Here is a 26091-nt window from a genome sequence, read left to right as displayed (position 1 = left end):
CCACCCGCTCCCGAGAAGGACTCCATGCATCGCAACGACCGACTGACGCTGCAGCGCATCGACCGCGTGTTCGGCGACCGGCTGCGCCCTGCCGCGTACCGCGACACCGCCGGGCTGGAGTTGACCGCGTGGGAGGTGCCGGGCGAGCCCGTGCCGTTCGCCGAGGCGATCCAGGAGTCGTACACGCCGTTCACCGTCGGGCAGGCGTGGGGCAAGCCGTGGGGCACTGTCTGGTTCCACGTGACCGGGACGATTCCCGACGAGTGGGTGGATGCCGCCGGGGCCGACGTCGAACTCGTCATCGATCTGGGGTTCGACGAGTCCGGCCCGGGCTTTCAAGCAGAGGCGCTCGTCTTCCGCCCCGACGGGACGATCGTGAAGGCGATCGAACCCCGCAACAACACGGTGCCGCTGGCCGGCGTCGCCGCGGCCGACGGCTCGATCGATCTGTACATCGAGGCGGCCGGCAACCCGAGTGTCGCGGGTACCTTCACGTTCGCGCCGACACATCTCGGCGACCCCGCCACGGCGGGCGACGAACCCATCTACCGGCTCGAGGCACTGTTCCTCGGGTTGCGCGAGGTCGCAGTGTGGGAGCTCACACAAGACGTATGGACACTGCGCGGCCTCGTCGACGTGCTCGAACCCGACCGGACGCGGCGCGCGCGGGTGCTCGCGGCGCTTGTGCGGGCAGCCGACGCGCTCGACCCCGACGACGTGCCCGGCACTGCCAAGGCGGCACGCGCCGAACTCGCCGAGGTGCTCGCGTCACCGGCCGCGGCATCCAGCCATGTCGTGACGGCGATCGGTCACGCGCACATCGACTCGGCATGGCTGTGGCCCGTGCGCGAGACGGTGCGCAAGGTGGCCCGCACGTTCTCGAACGTGCTCGAGCTGATCGACCGCGAGCCCGGTTTCGTGTTCGCGGCGTCGTCCGCCCAGCAGTACGCATGGATGCAGGAGTACTACCCCGAGCTGTTCGAGCGCATCAAAGCGCAGGTCGCGGCCGGCCGGTTCGTTCCGGTGGGCGGTATGTGGGTCGAGTCCGACACGAACATGCCCGGTGGCGAGGCGATGGCGCGCCAGTTCATCGAGGGCAAGCGGTTCTTCATGGAAGCGCTCGGTGTCGAACCGCTCGAAGTGTGGCTGCCGGACTCGTTCGGCTATTCGGCGGCGCTGCCGCAGATCATCCGTTCCGCGGGATCGAAGTGGTTCTTGACGCAGAAGATCTCGTGGAACGAGACGAACCGCATGCCGCACCACAGCTTCTTGTGGGAGGGCATCGATGGCACCCGCGTCTTCACGCACTTTCCTCCCGTCGACACCTACAACGCCGAGCTGTCTGCCGCAGAGCTCGCACTGGCCGAACGCCAGTTCGCCGAGAAGGCGCATGCGTCGCACTCGCTCGTGCCGTTCGGGTGGGGCGACGGAGGCGGCGGCCCGACGCGCGAGATGGTCGCAGCGGCCCGGCGCACGGCCGACCTGGAGGGCTCACCGCGGGTACGGATGGCCTCCCCCTCAGAGTTCTTCGCCGACGCCGAGGCTGAATACCCGGATGCGCCGGTGTGGTCTGGCGAGCTGTACCTCGAGTACCACCGCGGCACCTACAGCGCACAGGCCCGCACGAAGCGCGGCAACCGTCGCAGCGAGCACCTGCTGCGTGCCGCCGAGCTCTGGGCGACGCTCGCGACCGTGCGAAAGGGCGCCGCGTACCCCGTTGACCGTCTTCGCACGGCGTGGCGGACGGTGTTGCTGCAGCAATTCCACGACATCCTTCCCGGCACCTCGATCGCCTGGGTGCACCAGGAGGCCGAGCGCAACTACGCCGCCGTCACGCAGGAGCTCACCGAGATCATCGAGTCGTCGGTGCGGGTGCTGGTCGGCGAGGGGGACCGCACGCTGACGGTGCGCGCCGCAGAACTGGGCGCGTTCGAGCAGATCCCAACGCAGGTTTCGCCGCCCGTCCTGCCCGAACGTGACGGAGACGGGTGGGTGCTGCACGCCCCGACCGTGACGTGGCGGATCGCGGCCGACGGCACCATCGCGGGATGCCGACTGCACGACGTCGCCATGGCCCGCGACGGCCGCGAACTCATCGACCCAGCGCACCCCGCGGGCGTACTGCAGCTGCTGCGCGACACGCCCCGCGACTGGGACGCGTGGAACATCGACGCGGAGGACTCGGGTGCTCCGGCGACCGAGCTGCGCGACGTCGAGCACGTCGAGATCGACGGCGACACGATCCGCATCACCCGCCGGTTCGGCGCATCCACCGCGGTGCAGTCGCTGCGCGTCGACCCCGTCTCGGGGGCCCTCGACATCACGGTGCGGCTGGACTGGCACGAGCGGCAGAAGATGCTCAAGCTCGCGTTCCCGCTGCGCGTGCGGGCCGACCGCGCCGAGTCCGAGATCCAGTTCGGGCACGTGACGAGGCCGGTCCACGCGAACACGTCGTGGGACGTCGCCCGGTTCGAGACGGTCGCGCACCGGTGGATGCGACTGGCCGAGGGCGACTTCGGGGTGAGTATCGCCAACGACGCCAGCTACGGACACGACGTGCGCTCCGGCGCCGGTGCCGGCGGCGGACGTGAGACGGTCGCACGGGTCACGCTGGTGCGTGCACCGCTGTTCCCCGACCCCGAGGCCGACCAGGGCGCGCACGAGTTCACGGTGTCGCTGCTGCCGAACGCACCGATCGGCGCGGCCATCGCGCAGGGGCTGCGGCTGAATCTGCCGGATTGGGAGACGCGGGGCGCGCACGGCATCGAACCGGCTGTCAGCGTGGGCGACGGCGGGGTCGCCGTCGAAGCCGTCAAGCTCGCCGAGGACGGGTCGGGCGACGTCATCGTGCGGCTGTACGAAGCGCTCGGCGAGCGCCGGGCCGCGACACTGCTCACCGGATTCGACTGGTCGGGTGTCGACCAGGTCGACCTGCTGGAGCGGTCTGTCAAGCAGGACGCGATCGACACGCTCGATTCCGACGGGGTGAGCCTGCGCCTCGACGCGTTCCAGCTCGTCACGCTGCGCTTCCGTCGCTGACGCGGTGCCGACGGGTACCGTCGGAGGCATGGTCGCCCAGTCCCGTCGCGCCCGCGCGTCACGCCCCGCTGCGCGCCTGACCGTCACGTTTCGTCTCGTCGCTACGCTCCTCGCTCAACGACCGAGCGCAGCGACGGTCGTTGAGCGAGCGGAGCGAGACGAAACGCGTCAGCCCGCGAAGAACGCGCCGGCGACGGCGCTGAGGTCGTGCAGGTCGGCGGTGCCGGCGAGTTCACGGGCCGAGTGCATCGACAGGATCGGGATGCCGACGTCGACCGTGCGGATGCCGAGACGCGTCGCCGTGATGGGGCCGATCGTCGAGCCGCACGGCACCGCGTTGTTCGAGACGAACTCCTGGCTGGTCACACCAGCGGTGTCGCACCAGCCGTTCCAGGCCGCAGCCCCGACACCGTCGGTCGCGTAGCGCTGGTTCGCGTTGATCTTGAGGATCGGGCCCGATCCGAGGAGCGGCTGCACGACGGGGTCGTGCCGGTCGGCGTAGTTGGGGTGCACCGAGTGCCCCACGTCGCTCGACACGCACCACGATGCCGCGAGCGCTCGGTGCTGCTGGTCGCGGTCGGCGCCGAGGGAGAGCTGGATGCGTTCGAGCACGTCCGCGAGGAACGGCCCTGCGGCACCCGAGCGGGTGGCCGAGCCGACCTCCTCATGGTCGAACACGGCGAGCATCGCGATGTGCTCGCCGTCGAATCCGTCGGCGACTGCTTCGAGGGCGACCAGCCCGGCGTGCACCGAGGCGAGGTCATCGAGGCGGCCGGCCGCGAAGAACGCGTCGTCTTTGCCGAACACGGCGCCGCGGGCGGTGTCGGCGGTGACGATGTCGTAGCCGCGGATGCGGGCGGCATCCACCCCCGCGGCTGCGGCGAGCTCGGCGAGGATGTCGGCGGTGCCGGCCTCCCCCAGACCCCACACCGGCTGTGTCTGCTGCTGCTTGTGCAGCGCGAGGCCGTCGTTGACCTGGCGGTCGAGGTGGATCGCCAGTTGCGGCAGGCGCAGCAGCGCGCCGGTGGCGGCGAGCGCCTCGGTGCCGTCGTCGAGGACGAGCCGCCCGGCCAGGCGCAACTCGCGGTCGAGCCAGGAGTTCAGCAGCGGGCCGCCGTAGATCTCGACACCGGCCTGCAGCCAGCCGCGGCTGCCGGTGGTCGGCTGCGGCTTGAGCTTGAAGGCCGGCGAGTCGCTGTGCGCGCCGAACACGTGCACACCGGTCGCCGCGGTCGCGGCGGTCGGCACCACCCACGCGAGCACTGCGCCGTCTCGCACGACGAGGTACCGCCCACCGGGCTGCTCGGGCCAGGCTTCGCCTTCATCCAGCGCCGTGAAACCGGCATCCGTCAGCCGCCTCGCGACCTCGGCAGCGGCATGGAAGCTCGACGGCGAGGCCGCGACGAACGCGGCGAGGTCTTCAGCGTGGGCGAGGGCGGCGGGCGTGACGGTCACGCCTTCGATCGTAGTTCGCGGGTGATTGACTGGAGGCATGCTCCGCCGCGCCGCCGCCCTGTTCCTCGCCGTCATCCTCACCACGGCCGCCGCAGGGTGCGCGCCGCAGGAGCCGACCGGATACTTGAGCGTCGAGACCGGTAGCGACATGTCGGCGGTCGAACTCATCGACACGCTCGAGTCCACGCCGATCGACGACCGCCAGGCGAGTATCACCGCGTCGGTGCTCGCAGACCGGGTGCTGTACACGAATGGGGTGGTCGAAGAGGAGTATCCGCTTCCCGACGATCTGTTCTACCTGTCTGTCGCGCCGTACGTCTCCCAGACGCACGACTGCTTCTTCCACAGCCCGACGACGTGCCTCGGAGAACTGCGCTCCGGCGAGTTCGACGTCACCGTCGTCACCGATACCGGCGAGATCCTCGTCGACGAGCCGCGCACCGCCGCCGACAACGGCTTCATCGGACTCTGGCTGCCGAGCGGCCTGACCGCCACCTTGACCATCACCGGGGTGCAGGGCACGGCATCGGCCACGATCGGCACCGGGCCCGAAGACCCGACCTGCATCACGACGCTTCGGCTGCGCTGAGTTCGACGCCGAGCCATTCGGCGAGGTCGCGGAGCTCGGCATCCACCATCTCGCGTTCGTCGTCGTCGAACGGGGTGAGCTCGTGCACGGCCTCGACGACGAGCTTCTCCTTCTTCTTGTCGAGCGCCGCATCGACGAGCCCCACGAACCGGTCGCCGAGCAGGATCGGGTGCGCGAAATAGCCGTACCGGCGCTGCGCCTTCGGCTTGAACTGCTCGAGCACGTAGTCGAACTCGAACAGTTCCTTCAGCCGCGGCCGGTCGAACAGCATGCCGTCGTACGGGTTCAGCAGTGCGACGCGGCCACCCGGGTCGTCGTCGAGGGTGGCGAGCGCGTCGGGGTCGACACGCCACTTCCACGCACTGCCTTCGACCTCAGCGGGCTCCCCCGCCTCGCCCACCGGCGTCCAGGGCGACTTGCGCTTGGCGATCCCCGCCGCCTGCAGCCTGCGCCGCTCCAGCACAGCCCCGGCCTCGTCGTACCCGAGCTCAGCGACACCGGCGTAGGCGCGCTCGGCGATGTCCCACACACGGTTCCGGCCACGCCGCCCGACGATCGCCACCTCGGCTCGATGAGAGAGCAGCTCGAGCATCCGCGGCACTTGGTTGGACCCGTACCAGCCGGCTTCGTCGTTGCCCGCGACCTGACTGGTGTCCTCCAGATCGGATGCCGCCAACGGTCCGTCTGCCCGCAACCGCGCCAGCAGGTCACGGCGGAAGCGCGCGTTGGCGTCGAGCCATTCCTGCGTCTGCGGGCGGAACTCGCGCCGCCGCAGCCGCGGCAGCAGCGCAGGCAGCAGGCTCGCCGGGCGGAATCTCCCGTCGAACTCGAACAGCGCTCGGTCGTCCTCGACCGCCTTCTGCAGATGGCCCGGCTCGTACCCGAATCCGATACGCGCCCACAGCACCGTGTGCTCGCACGGGGCGATCACGGCCGTCGGATCGATCTTGACCGACCCGATCTGCTCGGCCACCTCGACCACGTCGCCCGGACGCTCCGCGTCGAGCAGCTGCGCCCGCACCGCGATGCGGCGCGCCTGATCACGGGTCAGCCGGTGCATGCGTGAAGCGTAGCGGCCGTCGCGGACATGGGATCTCGATACACCGCGGCCGCGCCGCGGCACTCGATCACCGGCTGGGCACCGCGGCTGCGCCGTTCCCGGTGGTTGCGTGCGCCACCGCAGGCGGCGCGTATCGAAACCCGGGGAACCCGTGTCAGCGGTCGGTGACCTCGCGACCCAGGCGCTGCGACGCCCATACCGGCAGGAGCGAGAACAGGATGACGACGGTGGCGACGACGTTCACCATGCTGGCCTCATTCGGGCGCGCCATCTGGTTCATCATCCACAGCGGCAGGGTGTCCACGCCCGGCGGCGCCGTGAAGATCGTCACCACGACCTCGTCGAACGAGAGCGCGAAGGCGAGGATGCCACCGGCGATGAACGCCGACCGGAACTGCGGGAAGGTGATGAGCCGGAACGTCTGCCACGGCGTCGCACCGAGGTCCCGCGAGGCCTCCTCGACGTTCGGGCTGAGCCGGCGGAGGCGGGCGAACACATTGTTGAAGACCATCACGATGCAGAAGGTCGCGTGCGCGATGATCATGCCGAAGTAGCCGACCTGGATGCCGATGGGCTCCAGCAGCTGGTTGTACGTGTTGTTCAGCGCGACACCGGTGACCACACCGGGCAGGGCGATCGGCAGCACGACGAGGAGGTTGACGGTCTGCTTGCCGAAGAACGCGTACCGCTGCAGCGCGAAGGCGACGAGGGTTCCGAGCACGAGGGCGATCGCGGTGGCGCCGAGCCCCACCAGGATCGAGTTCCAGATCGCGAGGCGGATGGGTTCGCTGACGAGCGCCTTGCCCCACCATTCCAGCGACAGCCCGCGGATGGGCCAGCTCGCGATGCGCGCCTCGTTGAACGAGTTGAGCATGACGAGGGCCAGTGGCACGTACATGAACACGAGCACGACGGCGACGATGACCCCGAGGCCGATCTTGGCCGAACGCGAAAGCCTGAGCATGACGACCCCTTACATCCGCTCCAGCGCGCCGCTGCGCTGCACGCTGAGCAGGTAGACGATGACGAACACGATGGGCACGACCGAGAAGGCGGCAGCGATCGGCGGGTTCAGGTTGATGTTCGACGCGATGATGCTGCCGATCATCTGAGTCGAACCGCCGACGAACTTCGCGGCGATGTAGTCGCCGAGGCTCAGCGAGAAGGTGAAGATGCTGCCGGCGATGATCGCCGGCTTGATGAGCGGCAGCACCACGGTGCGGATGGTGCGCCAGGCACCTGCGCCGAGGTCGGCTGCGGCGTCGAAGAGGTTCGGCGGCAGCTGGCGGATCGCGGTGTACACCGGCACCGCCATGTACGGCAGCCAGAGGTAGGTGAGGGTGAGCACGACGGTCGTCTCACTGAATCCGGGACCGGTGATCCCCAGGGGCGCGAACGCCCAGTTGAAGAAGCCCTCTTCGGTGAAGGTGACGCGCATCGCCAGGATCTTCACGAGGTAGCCGGCCCACAGCGGCAGCGTGATCGCCACGGCGAGCACCGCGCGTAGCCATGGCCGTGCGATCTTGGCCATGAAAATGCCCAGTGGCACCGAGATGAGGATGCTGAGTGCGGTCACCGCGAGGGCGATCACGAGCGTCCGCACCGCCGTCGACAGGTACGCGGGGTTCGCGACGAGCTGCTCGAAGTTGCGGGTGGTGAACCCGGGGGTCACCTTCGATGTGAACGGGTCGGTGGTCCAGAACGCGGTGACCAGCAGCATCACCAGCGAGAAGATGTAGATGCCGACCAGCCACAGCATCGGCAGGGCGAGCAGGCCCGCCAGCTGTGCGCGACGCTTCATGTGCGCGTTCCCTTCGTGAATGTGGGGGTGGATGCGGGTGGGCGACCGGCGCCGACCACCCGCATCCGGTCAGGGCGTCAGCCCTTGACGGTGAGCCAGGCGTCGGTCCACTGCTGGAAGTTCGTGCAGGTGACGTCGGTGCGGCCGTCGATGCACTGCTCGATCGGGGTGGTCCAGAACCACACCTTCTCGAAGTACTCCTCGTCGAGTGCGTTGTAGTACTCGCAGTGCGCGGCAGCCTCGTCGTTCAGGTCGCAGAACGCGGCGTTGGCCGGAGCCATGCCGAAGTTCATCGCGATCGCGCCGTTGACCTCGGGCGAGCTCGTGTAGTCCATCCACGCGTACGCGCAGTTGGGCGCGTCGGACTCTGCCGACAGCATCCACGCGTCCGACCAGCCGGTCGAGCCTTCTTCGGGCAGCACCGACTTGTACTTCTCGTCTTCGGTGAGCTTGCGCAGCACCTCCCACGAGGTGCCGAGCACGGTGTTGCCGCCGACGAACGACGTGATCTGCGCGGCGGGGTCGGCCCAGTACTCCGAGACGATGCCGTTCTGCTGCTTGAGCAGCTCGATCGCAGCGTCCAGCTGGGTCTGGTCCAGCGCGTACGGGTTCGTGATGCCGAGGTCGGGCTGAGTGGCCATGAGGTACACGGCGGCGTCGGCGATGTAGATCGGCGCGTCGTAGGCGATGACCTTGCCGGCGTAGGGGCTGTCTGCCTCCCACGCGACCGACCAGCTCGTCGGCTCTTCGGTGACGACCTCGCTGTTGTACTGCAGGATGTTCGCGCCGCGACCGATGGGCACACCGTACGACTTGCCGTTGATGGTGTCGTACAGCTGGCCCTTCATGCCGGGGACGATGTCGTCGCCGAAGTTCTCGATGAGGTCGAGGTTCAGCGGGGCGACGTCGCCGCCGGCGATCAGGCGCAGGCTCGCGTCGCCGGATGCCGAGACAAGGTCGTAGTCGCCGGTGCGCATGAGCTGGACCATCTCGTCGCTCGTGCCGGCGACACGGCGGTTGACGGTGCAGCCGGTGTCTGCGGTGAACTGGTCCGACCAGGCCGGCTCGACGAAGCCGCTCCAGGCGACGATGTCGACCGAGCCTTCGTAGTCGCCCATCTCTTCGTGCATGGGCACGTCGGGCACGTCGATCTGCAGGCCGCCGGGGGCGTCGCCGCCACCGCCGTCGGTGGTGGTGCCGCTGCAGGCGGACAGGGCCAGGGTGACGGCCGCGATGGCCGCCGCGCCGGCGATCAGTCTGCTGTTCATGGATCGCTCCTTGTTTCTCTGGTGGTTTCCGAGGTGGTGCGGGTGGGGAGTCAGGGCAGGACGGCGGCGTGGTCGGCCGCCCAGGCGACGCGGACGCGGTCACCGCGGGTGACGTGCACGTCGGCTGCGGGGTGGTGGGTGTTCTGCGTCTCTGCGATCAGGCGCAGCCCGTCGGCCGCGTCGACGAGCACGCGGGTGGTGGGCCCGGTGTAGACGATCTCGGCGACGGTGCCCTCCACGACGACGTCGCCGGCGGTCGTCGGGGCGTCGGCATCCCGCTCGAGCAGACGCACCCGCTCTGGGCGGATGCTGATGGCCGCCGCGGTGCCGGTGAGCTTCTCGGCGACCGGCGCCGGGAGGATGTTCGACAGCCCGAGGAACCGTGCGACGAATTCGGTCTGCGGGTACTCGTAGACCTCACGGGCGGTGCCGACCTGTTCGATGCGGCCGTCGTTGAACACGGCCACACGGTCACTCAGGGTGAGCGCCTCCTCCTGGTCGTGCGTCACGAAGATGAACGTGATGCCGACGTCGCGCTGGATGCGCTTGAGCTCGATCTGCATCTCTTCGCGCAACTGCTTGTCGAGCGCCCCGAGCGGCTCATCGAGCAGCAGCACGCGCGGGCGGAGGATGAGGGCGCGGGCCAGCGCGATGCGCTGCCGCTGTCCGCCCGACAGCTGGTGCGGCAGTCGGTCTGCGACGTGACCGAGCCGCACCTGGTCGATCGCCTCGGCGACGGCGGCCTGGCGTGCGGCGCGGGACTGGCCGCGCACCTTCAGCCCGTAGGCGACGTTCTCGGCGATGGTCAGGTGCGGGAACAGGGCGTAGTCCTGGAACACGGTGTTGACGGGACGCTGGTGCGGCGGGATGCGGGTGATCTCGTCGCCGCCGATGCGGATGCTGCCGCTCGTGACGTCTTCGAACCCGGCGATCATGCGCAGCACGGTGGTCTTGCCGGAGCCGGACGGCCCGAGCATGGAGAGGAACTCCCCCGCCTGCACCTCGAGGTCGAGGTCGTGGACGGCCGTCATCGATCCGAAGGTCTTGGTGACCTGTGACAGGACGACGTCACCTCGACCGGCGGTGTGGGCCGCGCTGTCGGCGGCGGTTCCGGGTGCGGCAGTGGGCGGCATTTGCAGAACTCCTCGGGACGACTCTGTGCTCCAAGCACGAGTAAACATATAGAAACAGAGGTTATATTTCAAGCGTGTGTCCAGATCGTGTCGGTCGCTCGCTGCCGCGACGGACCCCGGTGAGAGGATGGAGAGCGTGACCAGCCAGCCCACGGCATCCGAACGACGCCCGCACCGCCTGCAAGGGGCGATGTTCACGTCGATCGGCGAACAGGGACGCGCCGAACTCGTCGAGAAGCGGCTGGCCGACGCCATCACCGGCGGCCATCTCCGCGCCGGGGAACGCCTCCCCTCCGAGGCCGACCTGGCCCGCACCATGGGGGTCGCCCCCGTCACGGTGCGCGAAGCCCTGCTCGGCCTCCGCGCGCGCGGACTCGTGGTCACCAGGCGCGGCCGCCACGGCGGCAGCTTCGTGTCGGAGTCTGCCGACCCGTTCGCGTTCGCCCGCGAGGCGCTGCGCGCTTCGAGCGGGCTCGCGCTGCGCGATCTCGCGCTGCACTACGCCGCGATCACGGTCGCGGCGGTGCGGCTCGCGGCACGCCGGTCGGCGCCGAGCGAGATCGACACGATCCGCGCCAAGATGGGCCGCCTCGACACCGAGGATGCCGGCCTGTGGCGTCAGACGATGGACGATCTGCAGCTGGAACTGGTCGCGCTCAGCCAATCCGCACGGCTCACCCGGGACCAGATGCGCCTGCAGGCGGAGCTCTCGCCGCTGCTGCGCCTGCTCGACGGCGACACGCGCGCCCGGCAGCGCACCCTGCTCGATGCCACCCTCGACGCGGTTGCGGACGGCGACGACGTCGAGGCCGCCCGGCTCACCGAACTCGCCGTCACCGAGGCGACACGTGCTCTGCTCACCCTGCGAGCGCAGAACGACGAGACATGACCGTGACACGGCGTGTGTACGATGCCGTCACACAGCCACCCGAGGAGACCCCCATGTCAGCGACCCGTTCCGTCGACGTCGCCATCGCCGATGCGGCGCTCGACCGTGCCGTCGAGACGGTCTCGGCGTACTTCGCCGCGCTGCTCGAGCCGTTGCAGTCCCACGCAGATCGGATCGCCGCCGAACTCGGCGACCAGGGCGACGAGCAGTTGACGGTGTCCCGGCTCGACGATCTCGTGCAGCCGCACGCGATCGGCATGCTCGACCACCCCACCGAACCGGTCTACGGTGCGGGATTCATCGCGGAAGTCGGCCTGCTCTCCGACGCCGCAAGCCATCTCGCCTGGTGGCAGGGCGCTGACCGCCGAAAGCTCGTCTTCCCTGCGCAGTCGGTCAAGCAGGCGATCGACTACCGCGACCTGGAGTGGTTCCGGGTGCCGCAGGCGACGGGGCGCCCCCACGTGGCGGGGCCGTACGTCGACTACCTCTGCAGCGACGAGTACACGATGACGGCGGCCGCGCCGGTCACCGTCGACGGCCGCTTCGCTGGTGTCGCCGGCCTCGACGTGCTCATCGAGACGATCGAACGCCGACTCACTCCCCCGTTGCACGCCCTCACGACGCCGCTGGTGCTCGTCAACGGCGTCTCCCGGGTGCTGGTCTCCACCGACGACCGGTTCTCGGCCGGCGACGTGCTGCGCGCAGACCGCGTCGACATCGCAGAGCGTCGCGCGTGCCGCCACGTCGACCTCGAGGTGCTGCGCCTGGCCTGATCCGTTTCCGCGTCTGTCAGCCGCGCAGGGCTTCGGCGATCGGGGTGTCGCCGGCGTTGAAGCGCACGGTGCGGCCGATCGTTGCGGGCTCGTCGACGGCCGCGGCGGTGACCGCTGCGACATCGGCGCGTGAGACGGATCCGGATGCCGTGGCCTCTGCGTCGATGCGCCCCGTCGGTTCGTCGAGTGTGAGGGTGCTGGGGGCCAGGATCGTCCAGTCGAGGTCGCTCGCGCGCAGGTGCTCATCAGCGGCGGCTTTCGCCTCGGCGTATGCGAAGAACGGGTTGTCCGGGTCGATCCCGTGGTCTGCTCGGGCACCGAAGTACGAGACCATGAGGTACCTGCGGACGCCTGCCGCAGCGGCGGCATCCATCGACCTGATCGCGGTGTCGCGATCGAGTGCGTACGTGCGGTCGGGGTTGCCGCCCCCGGCCCCGGCCGACCAGATCACGATGTCATGGCCGCGCGCGAGATCAGTCAGCGCTGCGACGTCGAGGTGCTCGACGTCTGCGACGAGCGGGGTGGCCCCGGTCGCGGCGACGTCGTGTTCGTGTTCCGAGTTCCGAACGACGGCGGTGACGTCGTGTCCGGCGTCGACGAGCAGGGGTTCGAGCAGCAGGGCGACCTTGCCATGGCCGCCGATCAACAGGATGCGCGACATCCTTCGAGCCTACGCTCCCCTGCTCGCTTCGGCTCCGGCCGCAGCTCCGACGAGACGGCGGTGGCGAACGAGGGCGGCGACCGCCCGCCACCCCACGAGGGTCACCGCGAGCACGATCGCCGCGACGATGATGAACGCCGGTGCCGTGCCCTGACCGGATGCGGCGCGCAGCAGCATCCCGCCCGCCAGCGTGACCGCCCACACGCCGACACCCGTCCGCAGCGGCGCAGTCGGTGCACGCCATGCGAGCGTGAGCAGCCAGCCGACCGCCAGGCCGGCGAGGAAGGGCCACGCGGTCGTCCACAAACCGAGCAGCGGATGCTCTTCGTGGCTGAGCCGACCGGTGAGGGCGAAGCCCGTCACGAAGACGACGTCGGCGAGCGCCGCGAGCAGCACGAGCCGTGCGCTCACGCGGCGACCTTCTTCTTGTCCTTCAGGCGCATGCCGCCGGGCTTGGTCTCGACGGTGAACAGGCCGACCGCCTTGACGAGGTCCGACAGCTTCGCGTAGCCCCAGTTGCGCGAGTCGAAGTCGGGCTGCTGCTTGCGCACGAGCTGACCGACGGTGCCGAGGTTCGCCCAACCGTCTTCTCCGGCAGCGTGCGAGGCGGCGGTGCGCAGGGTGGTGACCAGCTTCGCGTCCTGTCGCAGCTTCGCACCCGGCACCCGCTCGCGCGGCGCCTCGGGGTCGAGTGTGTCGGGCTCTTCGAGCACCTCGAGGTAGGTGAATTGGTCGCACGCGTTGCGGAACGCCTCGGGGGTCTTGCGCTCCCCGAAACCGTAGACGGTGACGCCCTCCTCGCGAATACGGGATGCCAGTCGCGTGAAGTCGCTGTCGCTCGAGACGATGCAGAACCCCTGGAAGCGGCGCGTGTACAGCAGGTCCATCGCGTCGATGATGAGGGCACTGTCGGTCGCGTTCTTGCCCGTCGTGTTGTCGAACTGCTGGATCGGCTGGATGACGTGGTCGGCTGCCGCGTCCTTCCAACTGCGCAGGTTCGGCTTGGTCCAGTCGCCGTAGACGCGCTTGACCGAGGCGGTGCCGTACTGCGAGATCTCGGAGAGGACTGCGCCGATGCGGGCGGGCGAGACGTTGTCGGCGTCGACCAGGACGGCGAGCAGGTCGTTGGGCTGTGCCATACGTCCAGCATGTCAGTCTTCCGCCGTGTCGGCAGTGGGCGCTACGCTGACGCCATGAACCGATTCTGGGGGATCGGGCTCTTCGCGATGGGGATCGCTGGAGCCGTTGCGACGTGGCATGCCTGGGTGCCGTGTCAGACCGATCACAGCAGCCCGGCCTGTTACACCGCGATGGACCGGCCCGCCAACGGCGGCATCCTGTTGGCCTTGTGGATCGCGGCGATGCTCGTGGCCGCGGTCGCCACGTTCTTCAGCCGCGGCACGGCCACGATGGGCGCGATCATCGCGCTCGGCATCGTGGTGCTCGCCAACCCGATGACGGAATACGGCATCTGGTTGGGGATCGCCGGCGGCCATTGGGACACGCCACCGGGCACCGGGTACACGCAGTCGGCGGCCTTCGCCTTGGCCGGGATCGTCGTGATCGTCGCGTACGAGATCTCGCGTGTGCAGCGCCGGGCGCGGGCTCGGGATGCCGCACAGCTCGCCGCCGCGCGCGGCATCCTCGCGTCGGCGCACTGACTCCTGGGGCCGCCCGGACCCGCCGGCATCGTCAGACGCCGGTGGGCCGCCCGTACGCCTCGAGCCACCGCAGCCAGACTTCGCTGAGTGTCGGGTAGGCGGGCACGGCGTGCCAGAGGCGGTCGATCGGCACCTCGCCGACGATCGCGATGGTCGCCGCGTGCAGCAACTCGGCCACGTCGGCGCCGACGAAGGTGGCACCGATCAGCACGCCGCGCTCCGTGTCGACGACCGCGCGCGCCTGACCGCGGTAGCCGTCGGCATGCGTGGACGCACCGGCGACCCATGACAGGTCGTAGTCGAGCACCTCGACCGCGACACCGTCCGCTTCGGCGGCTGCGGCCGTGCGACCGACCGCCGCGATCTCAGGGTTCGTGAACACGACCTGCGGCACGGCGCCGTGATCGGCGGTCGCCGCGTGCGCCCCCCACCGGCCGTCGTCGACGGCAGCCCCGCGTGCGCGGGCGGCGATGGCATCGCCCGCAGCTCGCGCCTGGTACTTGCCCTGGTGGGTGAGCAGAGCCCGGTGGTTGACGTCGCCCACTGCGTAGAGCCAGGACGACCCCCGCACGCGCATCGTGTCGTCGACGTCGAGCCAGGTGCCCGGTTCGAGCCCGATGCTGTCAAGCCCGAGGTCGCCGGTGCGCGGCGTCCGCCCGGTCGCGACCAGGATCTCGTCTGCGCGCACCTCGCCGTCCGGCAGCGCGACGAGCACCCGTCCGTCGGGGTCACGCTCCACTCCGACCGGCTCGACGCCCAACCGCACATCGACGCCGTCGGCGCGCAGCGCCGCCCGCACAGCCTCGCCCGCGATCGGCTCGAGTCCGCCGAGGACCCCCGATCGCACCAGCATCGTCACGCTCGTGCCGAACGAGGCGTACGCCGTCGCCAGTTCGCACGCGACGACGCCGCCGCCCACGATCACGAGCGACCCGGGAACCTCGCGCACAGCCGTGGCCTCACGGCTGGTCCAGGGGCTCGCATCGGCCAGCCCGGGAACATCGGGCAGAAGCGCGGCAGACCCTGTGCACACCGCGACGGCATGGTTCGCGCGCAGGACGGTGCTCCCACCTGCACTGTCGGTGACGGTCACCTCACGCTCGCCCGTGAGGCGTCCGTGGCCGCGGACGAGGTCGATTCCCGCGTCGTGGAGCCACCGCACCTGCCCGGAGTCGTCCCATTCGTGCACGATCTCGTCGCGGCGCCGCAGCACGGCGGCGACGTCGACTCCGCCGGCTGCGGAAACGCCCGCACCCGGCGCATGCACAGCCGCCTCGCGCGCGGCTCCGGCGCGCAGCAGCACCTTCGACGGCATGCACGCCCAGTAGGAGCATTCGCCGCCGACGAGTTCGCGTTCGACGATCACTGCTCTCAATCCGCCCCGCACCGCCCGATCGGCGACGTTCTCTCCCACCGGGCCCGCGCCGATGACGATCAGGTCGTATGCATCCTCAGCCATGTCCTCTCACTACCCGAGTGTGACGCCGAATGCCAGCCCCGTGCGCGATGTCGCACGGCTGTGGTTGGGTGGGAAGCCCCGACCCGGAGGATGCCATGGCGATCGAGTTCCGCTCCGTGACCAAGCAGTTTCCTGATGGCACGGTCGCGGTCGATGACTTCAGCCTGCGCATTCCCGCACACAAGACGACGGTCTTCGTGGGGTCGTCCGGGTGCGGCAAGACCACCCTGCTGCGCATGATCAACCGCCTCGTCGACACGACATCTGGCGAGATCCTCATCGACGACGAGCCCATCACGGGACGCGACCCGGTGCAGCTGCGCCGCAGCATCGGCTACGTCATGCAGAACGCGGGCCTGCTCCCCCACTTCTCGGTGCTCGACAACGTCGCGACGGTGCCGGTCTTGAGTGGCACCCCGAAGGCCAAGGCGCGCGAGCGCGCCCTCGAACTGCTCGACGTGGTCGGCCTGGACCGCAGCCTCGCGGGCCGGTACCCTCGGCAGCTGTCGGGCGGTCAGCAGCAGCGCGTCGGCGTCGCCCGCGGCCTCGCCGCCGACCCGAACATCCTGCTCATGGACGAGCCGTTCGGCGCCGTCGACCCGATCGTGCGCAAGGAGCTGCAGGCCGAGACGCTGCGTCTGCAGCGCGACCTCGACAAGACCGTCGTCTTCGTCACGCACGACATCGACGAGGCCTTCCTCCTGGGCGATCAGGTCGTCATCCTGCAGAAGGGCGCCAGGATCGCACAGGTCGGCAGCCCCAGCGAGATCATCGAGCGTCCCGCGAACGACTTCGTGCGCGACTTCGTCGGACTCGAGCGCGGGTCACGGGCCCTGCGCACGAAGCAGACGACAACCGGCACGGTGCTGGTCGATGACGCGGGTCGCACGCAGGGCGTGCTCGTCGAAGGCGACGGGTCACCGTGAGCTGGATCCTCGACAACCTCGACCTCATCTGGAGCCTGTCACTGGATCACCTGCGGCAGAGCATCGTCCCGATCGTGCTCAGCTTCATCATCGCGGTGCCGATCGGCTGGTCGGCGTTCCGGTACACGAAGCTCCGCGGACCGGTACTCACGACGGTCGGGCTGCTCTACACGATCCCGTCGCTCGGGCTGTTCGCGGTGCTCGCCGCGAGCTTCGGCTTCCGCATGGACAGCGAGATCAACCTCATCGTGGCGCTCACCATCTACGGCGTCGCGATCATGGTGCGCTCGGTGACCGACGGACTCGAATCCGCAGACCCGAGTGCCCGCGCGGCGGCCGTCGCGGTCGGCTACGGTCCGTGGCGCCGATTCTGGGCCGTCGAATTCCCGCTGGCCGGTCCGGTCATGCTCGCGGGGCTTCGGGTCACCGCCACCTCGACGATCTCGCTCGCGACCGTCGGCATCCTCATCGGCATCCAGAACCTCGGCTACCTGTTCACCAACGGCGGGCAGCGTCGGATCATCCCCGAGGTGCTCGCGGGCGTCGTCGCCGTCGTCGTCATCGCGATCATCGTCGACCTGGTGCTCGCCCTCGCCGGGCGCCTGCTCATGCCGTGGCTGCCCACCCGCGCGGCCACCCGTCGTGAGCGCCGCGCCGCACGCTCCGCGAAGGCGGCGATCGCATGAACCTCTTCATCGATGCCTTCGCCTGGATCTTCTCGCCCGACCGCGCGACCGGCTCGCTTCCCCTCTGGGAGGCGATCGTGCAGCACCTCGCGTTCACGTTCGGCTCGGTCGCGATCGCCGCGATCATCGCGATCCCCGTCGGCTGGCTGATCGGCCACACGGGCCGCGGCCGTGACTTCGCCGTCGCACTCTCGGGCGCGGCGCGCGCGATCCCCGCCCTCGGACTCGTCGTGCTGCTGTGGCTCGTCCTCGGCGTCACCCACAAGACCGAGGCGGCCGTCGCGTCGTTCGTCGTGCTGGCGATCCCGTCGATCCTCGCCGGTGCCTACGCCGGCTTCGAAGCCATCAACCGCACCACGATCGATGCCGGGCGCGCTGTCGGCATGACAGCATGGCAGGTGCTGTGGAAGATCGAGGTGCCGCTCGGACTGCCGCTGCTGATCGGCGGACTGCGCTCGGCGACCCTGCAGGTCGTCGCCACCGTCACGATCGCAACGTACGTCGGCCTCGGCGGGCTCGGCTTCTACATCCTGCAGGGCATTCCCCTGCGCCGCTTCGACCAAGTGCTCGGCGCATCCATCGTCGTGATCGCGCTCGCCCTCATCCTCGACGGAATGTTCGCCCTGCTGCAGCGCGTTGTCGTTCCACACGGCGTGACCGCGCGACCGGCGCGTCGACTCACCCCGCTCCGGCGCCCGTCGGTCGCCACTTCTTGAGACCCTGCATCACAACCACCACACGGAGGTACCCACCATGTCCCGCACACGCACACGCACCCGCCTCGCGCTCGCGCTCGGCACGGCGGTGATCGCCGCGGTCGCCCTCACCGGTTGCGCCACGAGCGACCCGCTCTCCGGCGACGAGCCGGACGGCGACACCGGCGAGACGAGCGACACGATCGTCATCGGCTCGCAGGCCTACTACTCGAACGAGATCATCGCCGAGATCTATGCGCAGGCCCTCGAAGGCGCAGGCTTCGAGGTCGAACGACAGTTCAACATCGGGCAGCGCGACGCCTACCTGCCGTCGCTCGAAGACGGGTCGATCGACCTGTTCCCCGAATACACCGGCAACCTGCTGCAGCACTACGATCAGGCGGCCACCGTGACCAGTTCTGAAGAGGTCTATGCGGCGCTCGCCGACGCACTGCCGGATGGGCTCGCCGTACTCGAGCAGTCTCCCGCGACTGACCAGGACTCGTACAACGTGACGGCCGAATTCGCTGCCGAGCACGACCTCAACGCGATCGGCGACCTCGCGAACGTCGACGGCACCCTCGTCCTCGGCGGCGCGCCCGAACTCGAGGAGCGCCCGTACGGCCCCAGCGGCCTCAAGGACAAGTACGGCGTCGACGTGCAGTTCCAGGCCACCGGTGACACCACGGTCGACGAACTGGTCGCCGGCAACATCCAGATCGCCAACGTCTACAGCGCCGACCCGCGCATCGAGACGCAGGACCTCGTCACGCTCACCGATCCGGACGGCCTGTTCCTGGCATCGAACGTCGTGCCGCTGGTGAACGGCGACTTCGCCGACGACGCTGCGGCCGTCATCAACGACGTGAGCGCCGCCCTCAGCCCCGAAGGCCTTGTCGCGCTGAACGTGCAGTCGACCGTCGACCAGCGTTCATCTGCCGACATCGCGACCGACTGGCTCGCGGAGAACGGCCTCGGCTGACCTTCGAACCCACACGATCCACGCGAGCCCTCATGGTCTGCCCCGCAGATCGTGAGGGCTCGCGAAATGTATGAGGGCTCGCGAAGGCGTCAGAAGGCGCGAAGGTTGGCGTGCAGGCCACCGGCCTCGAAGTCGCGGCGCAGGATGCCGCGGCGACGCAGCACCGGAACGAGTTCGTCGAGGGTGCGGTGCAGGGTGACCGGGTGCAGGTCGCCCCACAGCAGCACGCCGTCGTTGCCCCACTCGCCGAGCTCTTCGATCATGTCGGCGAACTCCTCGGCCGTCCCGACGAACCCGGTGCGATCGGAGATGCGTCCCGCTTTGGCGAGGGCGGAAAGATGCGCCCGGAGCGGCGTCGACGAGACGTCGCGGTCACCGGTGAGCCGGCGGATGCTGCCGTGCGAGACGTGTTCGCCAAAGACACCGAGGTCGAGCGGGCGGTCGAGATCGAGCGCCGTGAGGTCGGTCTCGAGGTCGCTCGATTGCTTGCGCGCGATCGCCAGCAGGGCCGCATCGTCGGGGGCGGCAGACGCACCGACGATGCGGTCGGCCTCTTCGATGCTCGAGACGATCACCGGTTGGATCGCGAACATGATGCGGATGTCGTCGGCCGAGCGGCCGCGTTCGACTGCCGCCGCATGGATGCGCGCCCTGTAATCACGGACGCTCTGCTCGTGCAGGGGGGCGAGCGCGAGCTGGATGTCGGAGTTCGCGCCCGCGAATGCGAGCCCTCTGCCGGATCCGCCCGGTGAAGCGATAGCCGGCTCGCCATGCTCGAACGGGATGGCGTTGAGTGGGCCGTCGAACGCGAAGTACTCGCCGCGGTGACGCACGGCATCCATCTTCGAGCCGTCCGCGTACACGTCGGTGGTGGTGTCGGCGACGAGGGCGCCGTCGTTCCAGCTGCGCCAAAGTGACCGCAGACCCGCGAGCCACTCTTCGGCGCGGTCATACGCGGCGTCGTGCGCGAGCGGCGGCGCATCACCGAAGTGGCGCGCACTGCCGGTGTCGGTCACGACGTTGAGCCCCAGCCGGTGCCCCGACAGATGCTGCAGCGTCGCGAACTGACGCGCCGCCGTGTAGGGCAGCATCGCCGCCGGATTGACGGTCGGGATCACACCGAGGTGACGCGTCGCCTGGAACAGGTACGGCGCGAGCATGAGCGGGTCGTGCTTGGGCCCACCGAACGCGTGCCGCACCCGCAAATCGATCGTCTCGGGCGACCCCATCGACGGAGCGTCCTCGATGAGCAGAAAGTCGAACCCGGCCTGCTCCAACAGCTGTGCAGACTGTGCGTACAACGCAGGCGTTGTCCAGTCGTGGCCCCAGTCCCAGCCAGCCGCGCCCCACCCCTGCGGGCCGAAGCCCCGGGCCAGGAACCAGCCGAAATGCTGCAGGCTGGTCACGCCGACACTGCCGCCGGCACGTCCGCGGGCGCGACGGCCTCGAGCACCTCGAGCGCGGCCGTCACATCGGCGATCAGGTCGGCGGCATCCTCAATGCCGATCGACAGGCGCAGCGTGCCGGGGTACACCCCGACGGCCGCCTTCTGCTCGGCGTCGAGCAGCGTGTGGCTCGTCGAGCCCGGGTGCAGCACGAGGGAGCGGACGTCGCCGATGTGTGTCATGTGCGTGAAGACCTCGAGCGCCTCGACGAACCGCTCCGCGGCCTCGTCGCCGCCGCGCAGCGTGATCGTGAACACGGCGCCCGGGCCTGCAGGCAAGTAACGCTCGACGAGCGCATGCTCGGGGTGACCGGGCAGATCGGGGTGGTCGACCTGCGCCACCTGCGGGTGCGCGGCGAGCGCTTCGGCGAGGGCGCGGGCATTGGCGGTCTGCCGTTCGACGCGCAGGCTGAGGGTCTCGATGCCCTGGCCGATCAGGAACGCGTTCAGCGGCGACGGCGTGGGGCCGAAGCGGGGCGCGACGCTCTCACGGGCATAGGCGATGCGGGCGTCGCCGGCGGCGCGGCCCGCGAAGCTCTGCGTGCAGCCGCGGGGAACCTCCGTGAGCTGCGGGAACAGCACGCCCGTCGAGGCCGCATCGAACCGTCCGTTGTCGATGATGACGCCGCCGAGCACGGCACCGTGACCGGCGAGGAACTTGCTGGCCGAATGCACCACGACATCCGCGCCGTGCTCGAGCGGACGCAGCAGGTAGGGCGTCGCGAGCGTGTTGTCGATGACGAGCGGGATGCCGTGACGGTGCGCCACCTCGGCGATCGCTTCGATGTCGAGGATGCGGTTGGGTCCGTTCGAGATCGACTCCGCGAACAGGGCGCGGGTCTCGGGACGGATGAGGCGCTCCCACGCTGCCGGATCGTTCAGATCGTCGACGAAGTCGGTGGAGATGTCGAAGCGCGACAGGCTGTCGACGAGCAGACCGCGGGTGCCCTCGTAGATGTGGTTCGACGAGACGATGTGCTGCCCGGCCGACACGATGCTCATGAGTGCCACGGCGGTCGCGGCCTGACCGCTTGCGAGCAGCAGCGCCTGCGAGCCGCCCTCGAGGTCGGCGATCGTGCGTTCTACGGTCTCGACCGTGGGGTTGCCGATCCGCGTGTACGCGTACCCCTCGCCGTTGCCGAAGTGCGCGGCCGCATCGCCGTACTCGCCGAAGCTGAAGCCGGCCGTCAGGTAGATCGGGGTTGCGCGCGGCGTCGCGCCGCCGCTCCCTTCACCCGCGTGCACCTGCCGCGTCGTGAACCCGGTACAGTCCGCTGCGCCCATCGTCGACCTTCCCATTCGTGACTCGACACCCCATCGTGCCGCCTCCCGCGCACCCGACCTATCAGGGTGTCGTCGTGTTACGGCGGGGCGCCGATAGCGTGAGACGCATGGGGATCCGCACGCCGACGCGCCTCGACACCACGCCGCTCACCTGGACCTGCGTCAGCATCATCGGCGACATTGTGTCGTGGCTCTCGTGCTGAGCCCCCTACCCTTGACCAAGCCCCGACCCGAGGAGACGACGTGTCCACACCGCATCAGGCCGCACCCGGTTGGTATGCCGACCCGCAAGACTCGCGATTGCTGCGTTGGTGGGACGGCTCGCGCTGGGGCGTGCAGACGACCCCCGCACGCACCACACCCGGCGCGGTGGTGTCGGCTGCGCCCGGCTCGCAGGCGGCCGTGCGATATGCGGCGCCGCAGACGACGGCACCCGGGTACGAGATCCCGGTCGGCGCGTGGCGCACTCCGATCGACAACCGGCCGATCGTGAACGGGATGGGCGAGGCGATCAAGGTCGTCTTCGCCAAGTACGCCCAGTTCGACGGACGCGCGAGTCGCAGTGAGTACTGGTACTTCACGCTGTTCACGGTCATTTGCTTCCTGGGCGGAGCCATCGCGGTGCTCGTGCCGTTCATCGGCTTCCTGGTCGCGTTCGCGCTGATCGCCGGCGCCCTCGCCGTGTACGTGCCGACCCTCGCCGTCACCGTCCGACGGATGCGGGATGCCGGGTGGACATGGCCCTGGATCTTCCTCTCGCTCGTTCCCGGCGGCTCGATCTTCTTGATCGTGGTGTGCTGTCAGCCCAGCAAGTATCCGTGAACGGCAGACGCCCCCCACCTCGACTGAGGTGGGGGGCGTCTGTCTGCGATCAACGGGCCGCGAGCTGCGACTTGTCGTCGTCGGAGACCTCACCACTCTCGGAACGCAGCGCGGCATCGGCTGCCTTCAGGGCGCGGTTCTTGCGGATCGCGAGGACGACGAGCGCGACACTGACGGCGACGAGCACGAGGTAGATCCACGGCTGTTCGAGGTTGAACTCGCGCAGGATCGTCCGCGAGTTGGTGATCAGGATCACGCTGCCGACGAGGGCGCCCAACAGCGGGAGCGAGACCTTGCGTACCAGGTAGGCGGCGAACGGCGCCGCGATGACGCCGCCGGCCAGCAGCGCGAGCACGATGCCGAAGTCGATGCCGGCGGTGCCGAGTGCCAGCAGGAAGCCGACGCTCGCGGCGACCGTGACTGCGAACTCCGCTGCCGAGACCGAACCGATGACCCGTCGCGGGTCCATCTTTCCGCTCGAGATGAGCGTCGGCGTCGCAACCGGTCCCCAGCCGCCACCACCGGTGGCGTCGATGAAGCCGGCGAACAGACCGAGCGGAGCGAGCAGCACACGGCGCGGGCGAGCATCACGGGCCACGCGCGGCGGCCGGCGGAACACGAAACGCGCGATGACGTAGACGCCGAGGGCGAGCAGGATCAGCGCCATCCAGGGCTTGGCGGCGTCAGTGGCGAAGCCGGTGAGCACGTGGGCGCCGACGAACGCGCCGATCGCACCGGGAATCGCGATCCACCCGACGACCCGCCAGTCGACGTTGCCGAATCGCCAGTGCGCGAAGCCCGACACAGCGGTCGTGCCGACCTCTGCGAGGTGCACGGACGCCGAAGCGACGGCGGGCGCCACACCGGCGGCGAGCAGCAGCGTGCTCGAAGTGACGCCGTACGCCATGCCCAGCGAGCCGTCCACCGTCTGCGCGGCGAGCCCGACAAGGGCGAAGATGATCAGTCGTTCCACGGTGAGTCTCCAACGTTCGGTGCCGACCACCCCACATGATCGGACTTACTGGATCAAAATAGTCCTGTTTCGGCCCGTGCACCAGCAGAGATTTCGCAATGTGTCGTCGGCCACCGACATCAGGCAAGATCAGACCATGCGCATCACAGCAAAAGCGGACTACGCCGTCCGTGCACTGGTGGTGCTCGCCGCCCAGGAACCCGATGCGCCGATGTCGGCAGATGCGATCGCCGACCAGCAAGCGATCCCCGTCGCCTTCCTGCTCAAGATCCTCGCCGACCTGCGAACGGCGCGGCTCGTCAAGAGCCGACGCGGTGCGACGGGGGGCTACACACTCGCCGCTCCGGCAACGACCGTCACCATCGCCGATGTGATCCGGGCCGTCGAAGGTCCGCTCGCCGACGTTCGTGGAGAGCCACCGGAGAATCTGGACTACCCCGCGCCGACGAGCGCCCTGCGCGAGGTCTGGCTCGCGACACGCGTCGCCTTGCGCGACGTCTTGGAGCGCACGACTATCGCCGACGTCGCGACCGACCGACTCCCCCCGCACGTCACTGCCGCGCTCGACAGCCCCGGCGCGGATCGTCGCCGCTGAGGTTCTCCGCCGTCGGCGGCCGGAGACCCGTCACAGACGCCTGGTAGCGACCGGGTCCATGATCTGCAGCGCGGGCGTGAGCGCCTCGCGCTGGTCGAACACGAAGCAGTCGCCTTCCCAGTGGGCGCCGCCCATCTGCTCGAACCAGCCGAGAATGCCGTCTTCGAGCTGGTAGGCCTCGACGCCCGCTTCGCGCAGTACGATCGCGGCCTTCTCGCAGCGGATGCCGCCGGTGCAGAAGCTCACGACGGTTTTGCCTGCGAGCTCGTCTCGGTGCGAGGCGACCGCATCCGGGAACTGCGTGAAGCGGTCGATGCGCCAGTCCACGGCATCCGCAAAGGTGCCGTAGTCGACCTCGAACGCGTTGCGGGTGTCGAGCATGACGACCTCGCGCCCGTCGTCGTCGTGCCCCTGCTCGAGCCAGCGCTGCAGCGTCACGGGGGTGACGGCGGGGGCGCGACCGTCGGCGGGCACGACCGTGGGACGGTCCATGCGGATGATCTCGCGCTTGACCTTCACGAGCATCTTGCGGAACGGCTGGTCGTCGGACCAGCTCTCCTTCGTCGTGAGTGCGGCGAAGCGTTCGTCCGCGCGCAGTGCGTCGACGAAGCCGCGAACGGCGTCCGCTGGACCGGCGAGGAACAGGTTGATGCCTTCCTCGGCGAGCAGGATCGTGCCCTTCAGGCCGCCGGCGTCCGCGCGCTCGCGCAGCACCTCGCGCAGCCCGGCCGGATCAGCGATGGGCGTGAAGCGGTAGGCGGAGATGTTCAGGACGGATGCCACGGCACCACAGCCTACGCGCCGCTCGGCCCCGGTCGTTGACCGAGCGCGACCTAAACGCCCGCCGGCATCCGCTCCGAGATCGCGCTGAGCGCGGCGATCTCGTCGGGCGCGAGTTCGAGCCGGGCACCCGCGAGGAGGTCGGCGACCTGCTCGACGCGCGACGCCGATGCGAGCGGCGCGACCACCGTCGGCTGCACGCGCAGCCACGCGAGGGCGACGGCTGCGACCGACGCGCCGTGGCCGCCGGCGATCCGCCCCATCGTGTCGATGAGCTGGAGCCCTTCCGGAGTCGCATACGCGGCGGCCGCGCCCGCGCGGGGCGAGGCGTGCCCGTCGGTCTCGACGGAGCGGTACTTGCCGGTGAGGAACCCCTTCGCGAGCGAGAAGTACGGCACGACGGCGAGGTCGAACTCGGCGGCGACCGGTGCGATGTCGCGCTCGAACTCGACCCGGTGCACGAGGTTGTAGTGCGGCTGCACGGCGACCGGCGCTGCCACTCCCAGTTCGTCGGCCAGCCGGATCCACTCGCGAATGCGGTCGGCGCTGTAGTTCGACACTGCGACGTTACGCACCAGGCCGTCGCTCACAAGCGCGCCGAACGCGGCAACGGTCTCTTCGAGCGGGGTCGCGGCGTCGTCGAAGTGGGCGTAGTAGAGATCGATGCGGTCGGTACCGAGGCGGCGGAGGGATGCTTCCGCGGCGGCGCGCACGTTCGACGCCGACAGTCCCTTGAAATCGGGATGCTGACTGACCTTCGTCGCCACGACCACGTTCTCGGGGCGGCGGGAGGCCAGCCACTCCCCGATGATCGTCTCACTCTCGCCGCCGGCGTGCCCCGGCACCCACGCCGAGTACGAGTCGGCGGTGTCGATGAAGTCGCCGCCGCCCTCACGGAACGCGTCGAGCACAGCGAAGGAGGCGTCACGGTCGGCGGTCCAGCCGAACACGTTGCCGCCGAGCGAGAGGGGAAGGACGTCGAACTCTCCGATACGGGTCATGGTGGTGACAAGTCCGCGCGCGGGCGGGCTATTCCATCCCGACGCGCGCACCAACTCCGCAGATTGGCACGACGCCCGCAGGATTCGGCGATATGGGTGCGGAGACGCCGACATT

26 protein-coding genes are annotated in these 26091 nt (G+C 69.5%); 11 read left to right on the top strand and 15 right to left on the bottom strand.

Features of this window, described 5'->3' with window-relative positions; genetic code table 11:
• Window positions 1-24 precede the first annotated feature (24 nt).
• The gene (locus ACSF8R_RS01015; RefSeq protein WP_434809985.1) at window positions 25-3039 is read left to right on the top strand and encodes an alpha-mannosidase; all 3015 of its coding nucleotides are present in this window, start codon (window positions 25-27) and stop codon (window positions 3037-3039) included.
• 168 nt (window positions 3040-3207) lie between these two features.
• Here the strand turns inward: ACSF8R_RS01015 and ACSF8R_RS01010 are convergent, their stop codons facing one another.
• On the bottom strand, window positions 3208-4533 hold the full coding sequence (locus ACSF8R_RS01010) for a M18 family aminopeptidase (protein WP_434809984.1): 1326 nt from the start codon (window positions 4531-4533) through the stop codon (window positions 3208-3210).
• Between ACSF8R_RS01010 and ACSF8R_RS01005 the strand changes: the two genes are divergently transcribed.
• Window positions 4532-5083, top strand: a complete 552-nt coding sequence (locus ACSF8R_RS01005) for a CueP family metal-binding protein (RefSeq protein ID WP_434809983.1) — start codon at window positions 4532-4534, stop codon at window positions 5081-5083. The two genes, ACSF8R_RS01010 and ACSF8R_RS01005, sit on opposite strands and share 2 nt — an antisense overlap.
• On the opposite strand, the gene ACSF8R_RS01000 is transcribed toward ACSF8R_RS01005, so the two are convergent.
• The 5 genes from ACSF8R_RS01000 to ACSF8R_RS00980 all read right to left on the bottom strand — a co-directional run bounded on the left by ACSF8R_RS01000 (window position 5061) and on the right by ACSF8R_RS00980 (window position 10345).
• The gene (locus tag ACSF8R_RS01000) at window positions 5061-6143 is read right to left on the bottom strand and encodes a DNA glycosylase AlkZ-like family protein (RefSeq protein WP_434809982.1); all 1083 of its coding nucleotides are present in this window, start codon (window positions 6141-6143) and stop codon (window positions 5061-5063) included. The two genes, ACSF8R_RS01005 and ACSF8R_RS01000, sit on opposite strands and share 23 nt — an antisense overlap.
• A gap of 154 nt (window positions 6144-6297) precedes the next feature.
• Window positions 6298-7107, bottom strand: a complete 810-nt coding sequence (locus ACSF8R_RS00995) for an ABC transporter permease (RefSeq protein ID WP_434809981.1) — start codon at window positions 7105-7107, stop codon at window positions 6298-6300.
• 9 nt (window positions 7108-7116) lie between these two features.
• Window positions 7117-7944 (bottom strand): ABC transporter permease, encoded by an 828-nt coding sequence (locus tag ACSF8R_RS00990; RefSeq protein WP_434809980.1) that lies wholly within the window; start codon window positions 7942-7944, stop codon window positions 7117-7119.
• 77 nt (window positions 7945-8021) lie between these two features.
• Window positions 8022-9212, bottom strand: coding sequence for an extracellular solute-binding protein (locus ACSF8R_RS00985; protein ID WP_434809979.1), 1191 nt, complete (start codon window positions 9210-9212; stop codon window positions 8022-8024).
• 50 nt (window positions 9213-9262) lie between these two features.
• Entirely contained in the window at window positions 9263-10345 is a 1083-nt protein-coding gene (locus ACSF8R_RS00980; protein WP_434809978.1) for an ABC transporter ATP-binding protein, read from the bottom strand.
• 127 nt (window positions 10346-10472) lie between these two features.
• On the opposite strand from ACSF8R_RS00980, the gene ACSF8R_RS00975 reads away from it, so the two are divergent.
• Together ACSF8R_RS00975 and ACSF8R_RS00970 are read left to right on the top strand one after the other, a co-directional pair.
• Window positions 10473-11234, top strand: a complete 762-nt coding sequence (locus ACSF8R_RS00975) for a FadR/GntR family transcriptional regulator (protein WP_434809977.1) — start codon at window positions 10473-10475, stop codon at window positions 11232-11234.
• A gap of 53 nt (window positions 11235-11287) precedes the next feature.
• Entirely contained in the window at window positions 11288-12007 is a 720-nt protein-coding gene (locus tag ACSF8R_RS00970) for a cache domain-containing protein (RefSeq protein ID WP_434809976.1), read from the top strand.
• Window positions 12008-12023: 16 nt separating this feature from the next.
• Here the strand turns inward: ACSF8R_RS00970 and ACSF8R_RS00965 are convergent, their stop codons facing one another.
• Genes ACSF8R_RS00965 through ACSF8R_RS00955 form a run of 3 tightly spaced genes read right to left on the bottom strand, consistent with a single transcriptional unit; the run spans window position 12024 to window position 13807 of the window.
• A complete protein-coding gene (locus ACSF8R_RS00965; protein WP_434809975.1) occupies window positions 12024-12668 on the bottom strand; it encodes an NAD(P)H-binding protein in 645 nt (214 codons plus the stop codon).
• 9 nt (window positions 12669-12677) lie between these two features.
• Window positions 12678-13079 (bottom strand): DUF3054 domain-containing protein, encoded by a 402-nt coding sequence (locus ACSF8R_RS00960; RefSeq protein WP_434809974.1) that lies wholly within the window; start codon window positions 13077-13079, stop codon window positions 12678-12680.
• The gene (locus ACSF8R_RS00955; RefSeq protein ID WP_434809973.1) at window positions 13076-13807 is read right to left on the bottom strand and encodes an NYN domain-containing protein; all 732 of its coding nucleotides are present in this window, start codon (window positions 13805-13807) and stop codon (window positions 13076-13078) included. Before ACSF8R_RS00955 ends, ACSF8R_RS00960 begins: the two co-directional genes overlap by 4 nt.
• 54 nt (window positions 13808-13861) lie before the next feature.
• Here ACSF8R_RS00955 and ACSF8R_RS00950 point away from each other — a divergent pair, with 54 nt between their 5' ends.
• Window positions 13862-14329: a hypothetical protein gene (locus tag ACSF8R_RS00950; protein ID WP_434809972.1), complete on the top strand. Its 468-nt coding sequence runs from the start codon at window positions 13862-13864 to the stop codon at window positions 14327-14329.
• Window positions 14330-14360: 31 nt separating this feature from the next.
• Here ACSF8R_RS00950 and ACSF8R_RS00945 read toward each other — a convergent pair whose 3' ends face one another.
• Entirely contained in the window at window positions 14361-15788 is a 1428-nt protein-coding gene (locus tag ACSF8R_RS00945) for a dihydrolipoyl dehydrogenase family protein (protein WP_434809971.1), read from the bottom strand.
• 95 nt (window positions 15789-15883) lie between these two features.
• Here ACSF8R_RS00945 and ACSF8R_RS00940 point away from each other — a divergent pair, with 95 nt between their 5' ends.
• From ACSF8R_RS00940 to ACSF8R_RS00925, 4 genes are read left to right on the top strand one after another with little or no spacing between them, the layout of a single operon-like run.
• Entirely contained in the window at window positions 15884-16714 is an 831-nt protein-coding gene (locus ACSF8R_RS00940) for an ABC transporter ATP-binding protein (RefSeq protein ID WP_434809970.1), read from the top strand.
• Window positions 16711-17400 (top strand): ABC transporter permease, encoded by a 690-nt coding sequence (locus tag ACSF8R_RS00935; RefSeq protein ID WP_434809969.1) that lies wholly within the window; start codon window positions 16711-16713, stop codon window positions 17398-17400. Before ACSF8R_RS00940 ends, ACSF8R_RS00935 begins: the two co-directional genes overlap by 4 nt.
• Complete coding sequence (locus tag ACSF8R_RS00930) at window positions 17397-18116, top strand: ABC transporter permease (protein WP_434809968.1); 720 nt, start codon at window positions 17397-17399, stop codon at window positions 18114-18116. Before ACSF8R_RS00935 ends, ACSF8R_RS00930 begins: the two co-directional genes overlap by 4 nt.
• A gap of 37 nt (window positions 18117-18153) precedes the next feature.
• A complete protein-coding gene (locus ACSF8R_RS00925; protein ID WP_434809967.1) occupies window positions 18154-19077 on the top strand; it encodes an ABC transporter substrate-binding protein in 924 nt (307 codons plus the stop codon).
• An 89-nt stretch (window positions 19078-19166) separates the two neighbouring features.
• Here the strand turns inward: ACSF8R_RS00925 and ACSF8R_RS00920 are convergent, their stop codons facing one another.
• Together ACSF8R_RS00920 and ACSF8R_RS00915 are read right to left on the bottom strand one after the other, a co-directional pair.
• Window positions 19167-20483 (bottom strand): LLM class flavin-dependent oxidoreductase, encoded by a 1317-nt coding sequence (locus tag ACSF8R_RS00920; RefSeq protein WP_434809966.1) that lies wholly within the window; start codon window positions 20481-20483, stop codon window positions 19167-19169.
• A complete protein-coding gene (locus tag ACSF8R_RS00915) occupies window positions 20480-21805 on the bottom strand; it encodes an O-acetylhomoserine aminocarboxypropyltransferase/cysteine synthase family protein (RefSeq protein WP_434809965.1) in 1326 nt (441 codons plus the stop codon). Before ACSF8R_RS00915 ends, ACSF8R_RS00920 begins: the two co-directional genes overlap by 4 nt.
• Window positions 21806-22048: 243 nt before the next feature.
• On the opposite strand from ACSF8R_RS00915, the gene ACSF8R_RS00910 reads away from it, so the two are divergent.
• Complete coding sequence (locus tag ACSF8R_RS00910) at window positions 22049-22627, top strand: DUF805 domain-containing protein (RefSeq protein WP_434809964.1); 579 nt, start codon at window positions 22049-22051, stop codon at window positions 22625-22627.
• Between the two features lie 49 nt (window positions 22628-22676).
• On the opposite strand, the gene ACSF8R_RS00905 is transcribed toward ACSF8R_RS00910, so the two are convergent.
• Complete coding sequence (locus ACSF8R_RS00905; RefSeq protein WP_434809963.1) at window positions 22677-23600, bottom strand: sulfite exporter TauE/SafE family protein; 924 nt, start codon at window positions 23598-23600, stop codon at window positions 22677-22679.
• Window positions 23601-23619: 19 nt separating this feature from the next.
• Here ACSF8R_RS00905 and ACSF8R_RS00900 point away from each other — a divergent pair, with 19 nt between their 5' ends.
• Window positions 23620-24195: an RrF2 family transcriptional regulator gene (locus ACSF8R_RS00900; protein ID WP_434809962.1), complete on the top strand. Its 576-nt coding sequence runs from the start codon at window positions 23620-23622 to the stop codon at window positions 24193-24195.
• Window positions 24196-24225: 30 nt separating this feature from the next.
• Here the strand turns inward: ACSF8R_RS00900 and ACSF8R_RS00895 are convergent, their stop codons facing one another.
• Window positions 24226-24978: a sulfurtransferase gene (locus ACSF8R_RS00895; protein WP_434809961.1), complete on the bottom strand. Its 753-nt coding sequence runs from the start codon at window positions 24976-24978 to the stop codon at window positions 24226-24228.
• Window positions 24979-25028: 50 nt separating this feature from the next.
• Window positions 25029-25976: an aldo/keto reductase gene (locus ACSF8R_RS00890; RefSeq protein WP_434809960.1), complete on the bottom strand. Its 948-nt coding sequence runs from the start codon at window positions 25974-25976 to the stop codon at window positions 25029-25031.
• Between the last annotated feature and the right edge of the window lie 115 nt (window positions 25977-26091).

The sequence above is a fragment of the Microbacterium sp. bgisy189 genome (assembly GCF_965345345.1).
Taxonomy (GTDB): Bacteria; Actinomycetota; Actinomycetes; order Actinomycetales; family Microbacteriaceae; genus Microbacterium.
Note: the sequence above shows the minus strand (reverse complement) of the source record. Positions and strands in the feature narration are given on the sequence as shown.

What these genes read in the sequence shown, in the direction of transcription:
- ACSF8R_RS00970 (WP_434809976.1), top strand. Translation starts at nt 11,288, where the DNA reads ATGTCAGCGACCCGTTCCGTCGACGTCGCCATCGCCGATGCGGCGCTC.
- ACSF8R_RS00990 (WP_434809980.1), bottom strand. Translation starts at nt 7,944, where the DNA reads ATGAAGCGTCGCGCACAGCTGGCGGGCCTGCTCGCCCTGCCGATGCTG.
- ACSF8R_RS01005 (WP_434809983.1), top strand. Translation starts at nt 4,532, where the DNA reads ATGCTCCGCCGCGCCGCCGCCCTGTTCCTCGCCGTCATCCTCACCACG.
- ACSF8R_RS00915 (WP_434809965.1), bottom strand. Translation starts at nt 21,805, where the DNA reads ATGGGCGCAGCGGACTGTACCGGGTTCACGACGCGGCAGGTGCACGCG.
- ACSF8R_RS00995 (WP_434809981.1), bottom strand. Translation starts at nt 7,107, where the DNA reads ATGCTCAGGCTTTCGCGTTCGGCCAAGATCGGCCTCGGGGTCATCGTC.
- ACSF8R_RS01010 (WP_434809984.1), bottom strand. Translation starts at nt 4,533, where the DNA reads ATGCCTCCAGTCAATCACCCGCGAACTACGATCGAAGGCGTGACCGTC.
- ACSF8R_RS01015 (WP_434809985.1), top strand. Translation starts at nt 25, where the DNA reads ATGCATCGCAACGACCGACTGACGCTGCAGCGCATCGACCGCGTGTTC.
- ACSF8R_RS00950 (WP_434809972.1), top strand. Translation starts at nt 13,862, where the DNA reads ATGAACCGATTCTGGGGGATCGGGCTCTTCGCGATGGGGATCGCTGGA.
- ACSF8R_RS00925 (WP_434809967.1), top strand. Translation starts at nt 18,154, where the DNA reads ATGTCCCGCACACGCACACGCACCCGCCTCGCGCTCGCGCTCGGCACG.
- ACSF8R_RS00965 (WP_434809975.1), bottom strand. Translation starts at nt 12,668, where the DNA reads ATGTCGCGCATCCTGTTGATCGGCGGCCATGGCAAGGTCGCCCTGCTG.
- ACSF8R_RS00955 (WP_434809973.1), bottom strand. Translation starts at nt 13,807, where the DNA reads ATGGCACAGCCCAACGACCTGCTCGCCGTCCTGGTCGACGCCGACAAC.
- ACSF8R_RS00980 (WP_434809978.1), bottom strand. Translation starts at nt 10,345, where the DNA reads ATGCCGCCCACTGCCGCACCCGGAACCGCCGCCGACAGCGCGGCCCAC.
- ACSF8R_RS00930 (WP_434809968.1), top strand. Translation starts at nt 17,397, where the DNA reads ATGAACCTCTTCATCGATGCCTTCGCCTGGATCTTCTCGCCCGACCGC.
- ACSF8R_RS00945 (WP_434809971.1), bottom strand. Translation starts at nt 15,788, where the DNA reads ATGGCTGAGGATGCATACGACCTGATCGTCATCGGCGCGGGCCCGGTG.
- ACSF8R_RS00890 (WP_434809960.1), bottom strand. Translation starts at nt 25,976, where the DNA reads ATGACCCGTATCGGAGAGTTCGACGTCCTTCCCCTCTCGCTCGGCGGC.
- ACSF8R_RS00985 (WP_434809979.1), bottom strand. Translation starts at nt 9,212, where the DNA reads ATGAACAGCAGACTGATCGCCGGCGCGGCGGCCATCGCGGCCGTCACC.
- ACSF8R_RS01000 (WP_434809982.1), bottom strand. Translation starts at nt 6,143, where the DNA reads ATGCACCGGCTGACCCGTGATCAGGCGCGCCGCATCGCGGTGCGGGCG.
- ACSF8R_RS00940 (WP_434809970.1), top strand. Translation starts at nt 15,884, where the DNA reads ATGGCGATCGAGTTCCGCTCCGTGACCAAGCAGTTTCCTGATGGCACG.
- ACSF8R_RS00975 (WP_434809977.1), top strand. Translation starts at nt 10,473, where the DNA reads ATGGAGAGCGTGACCAGCCAGCCCACGGCATCCGAACGACGCCCGCAC.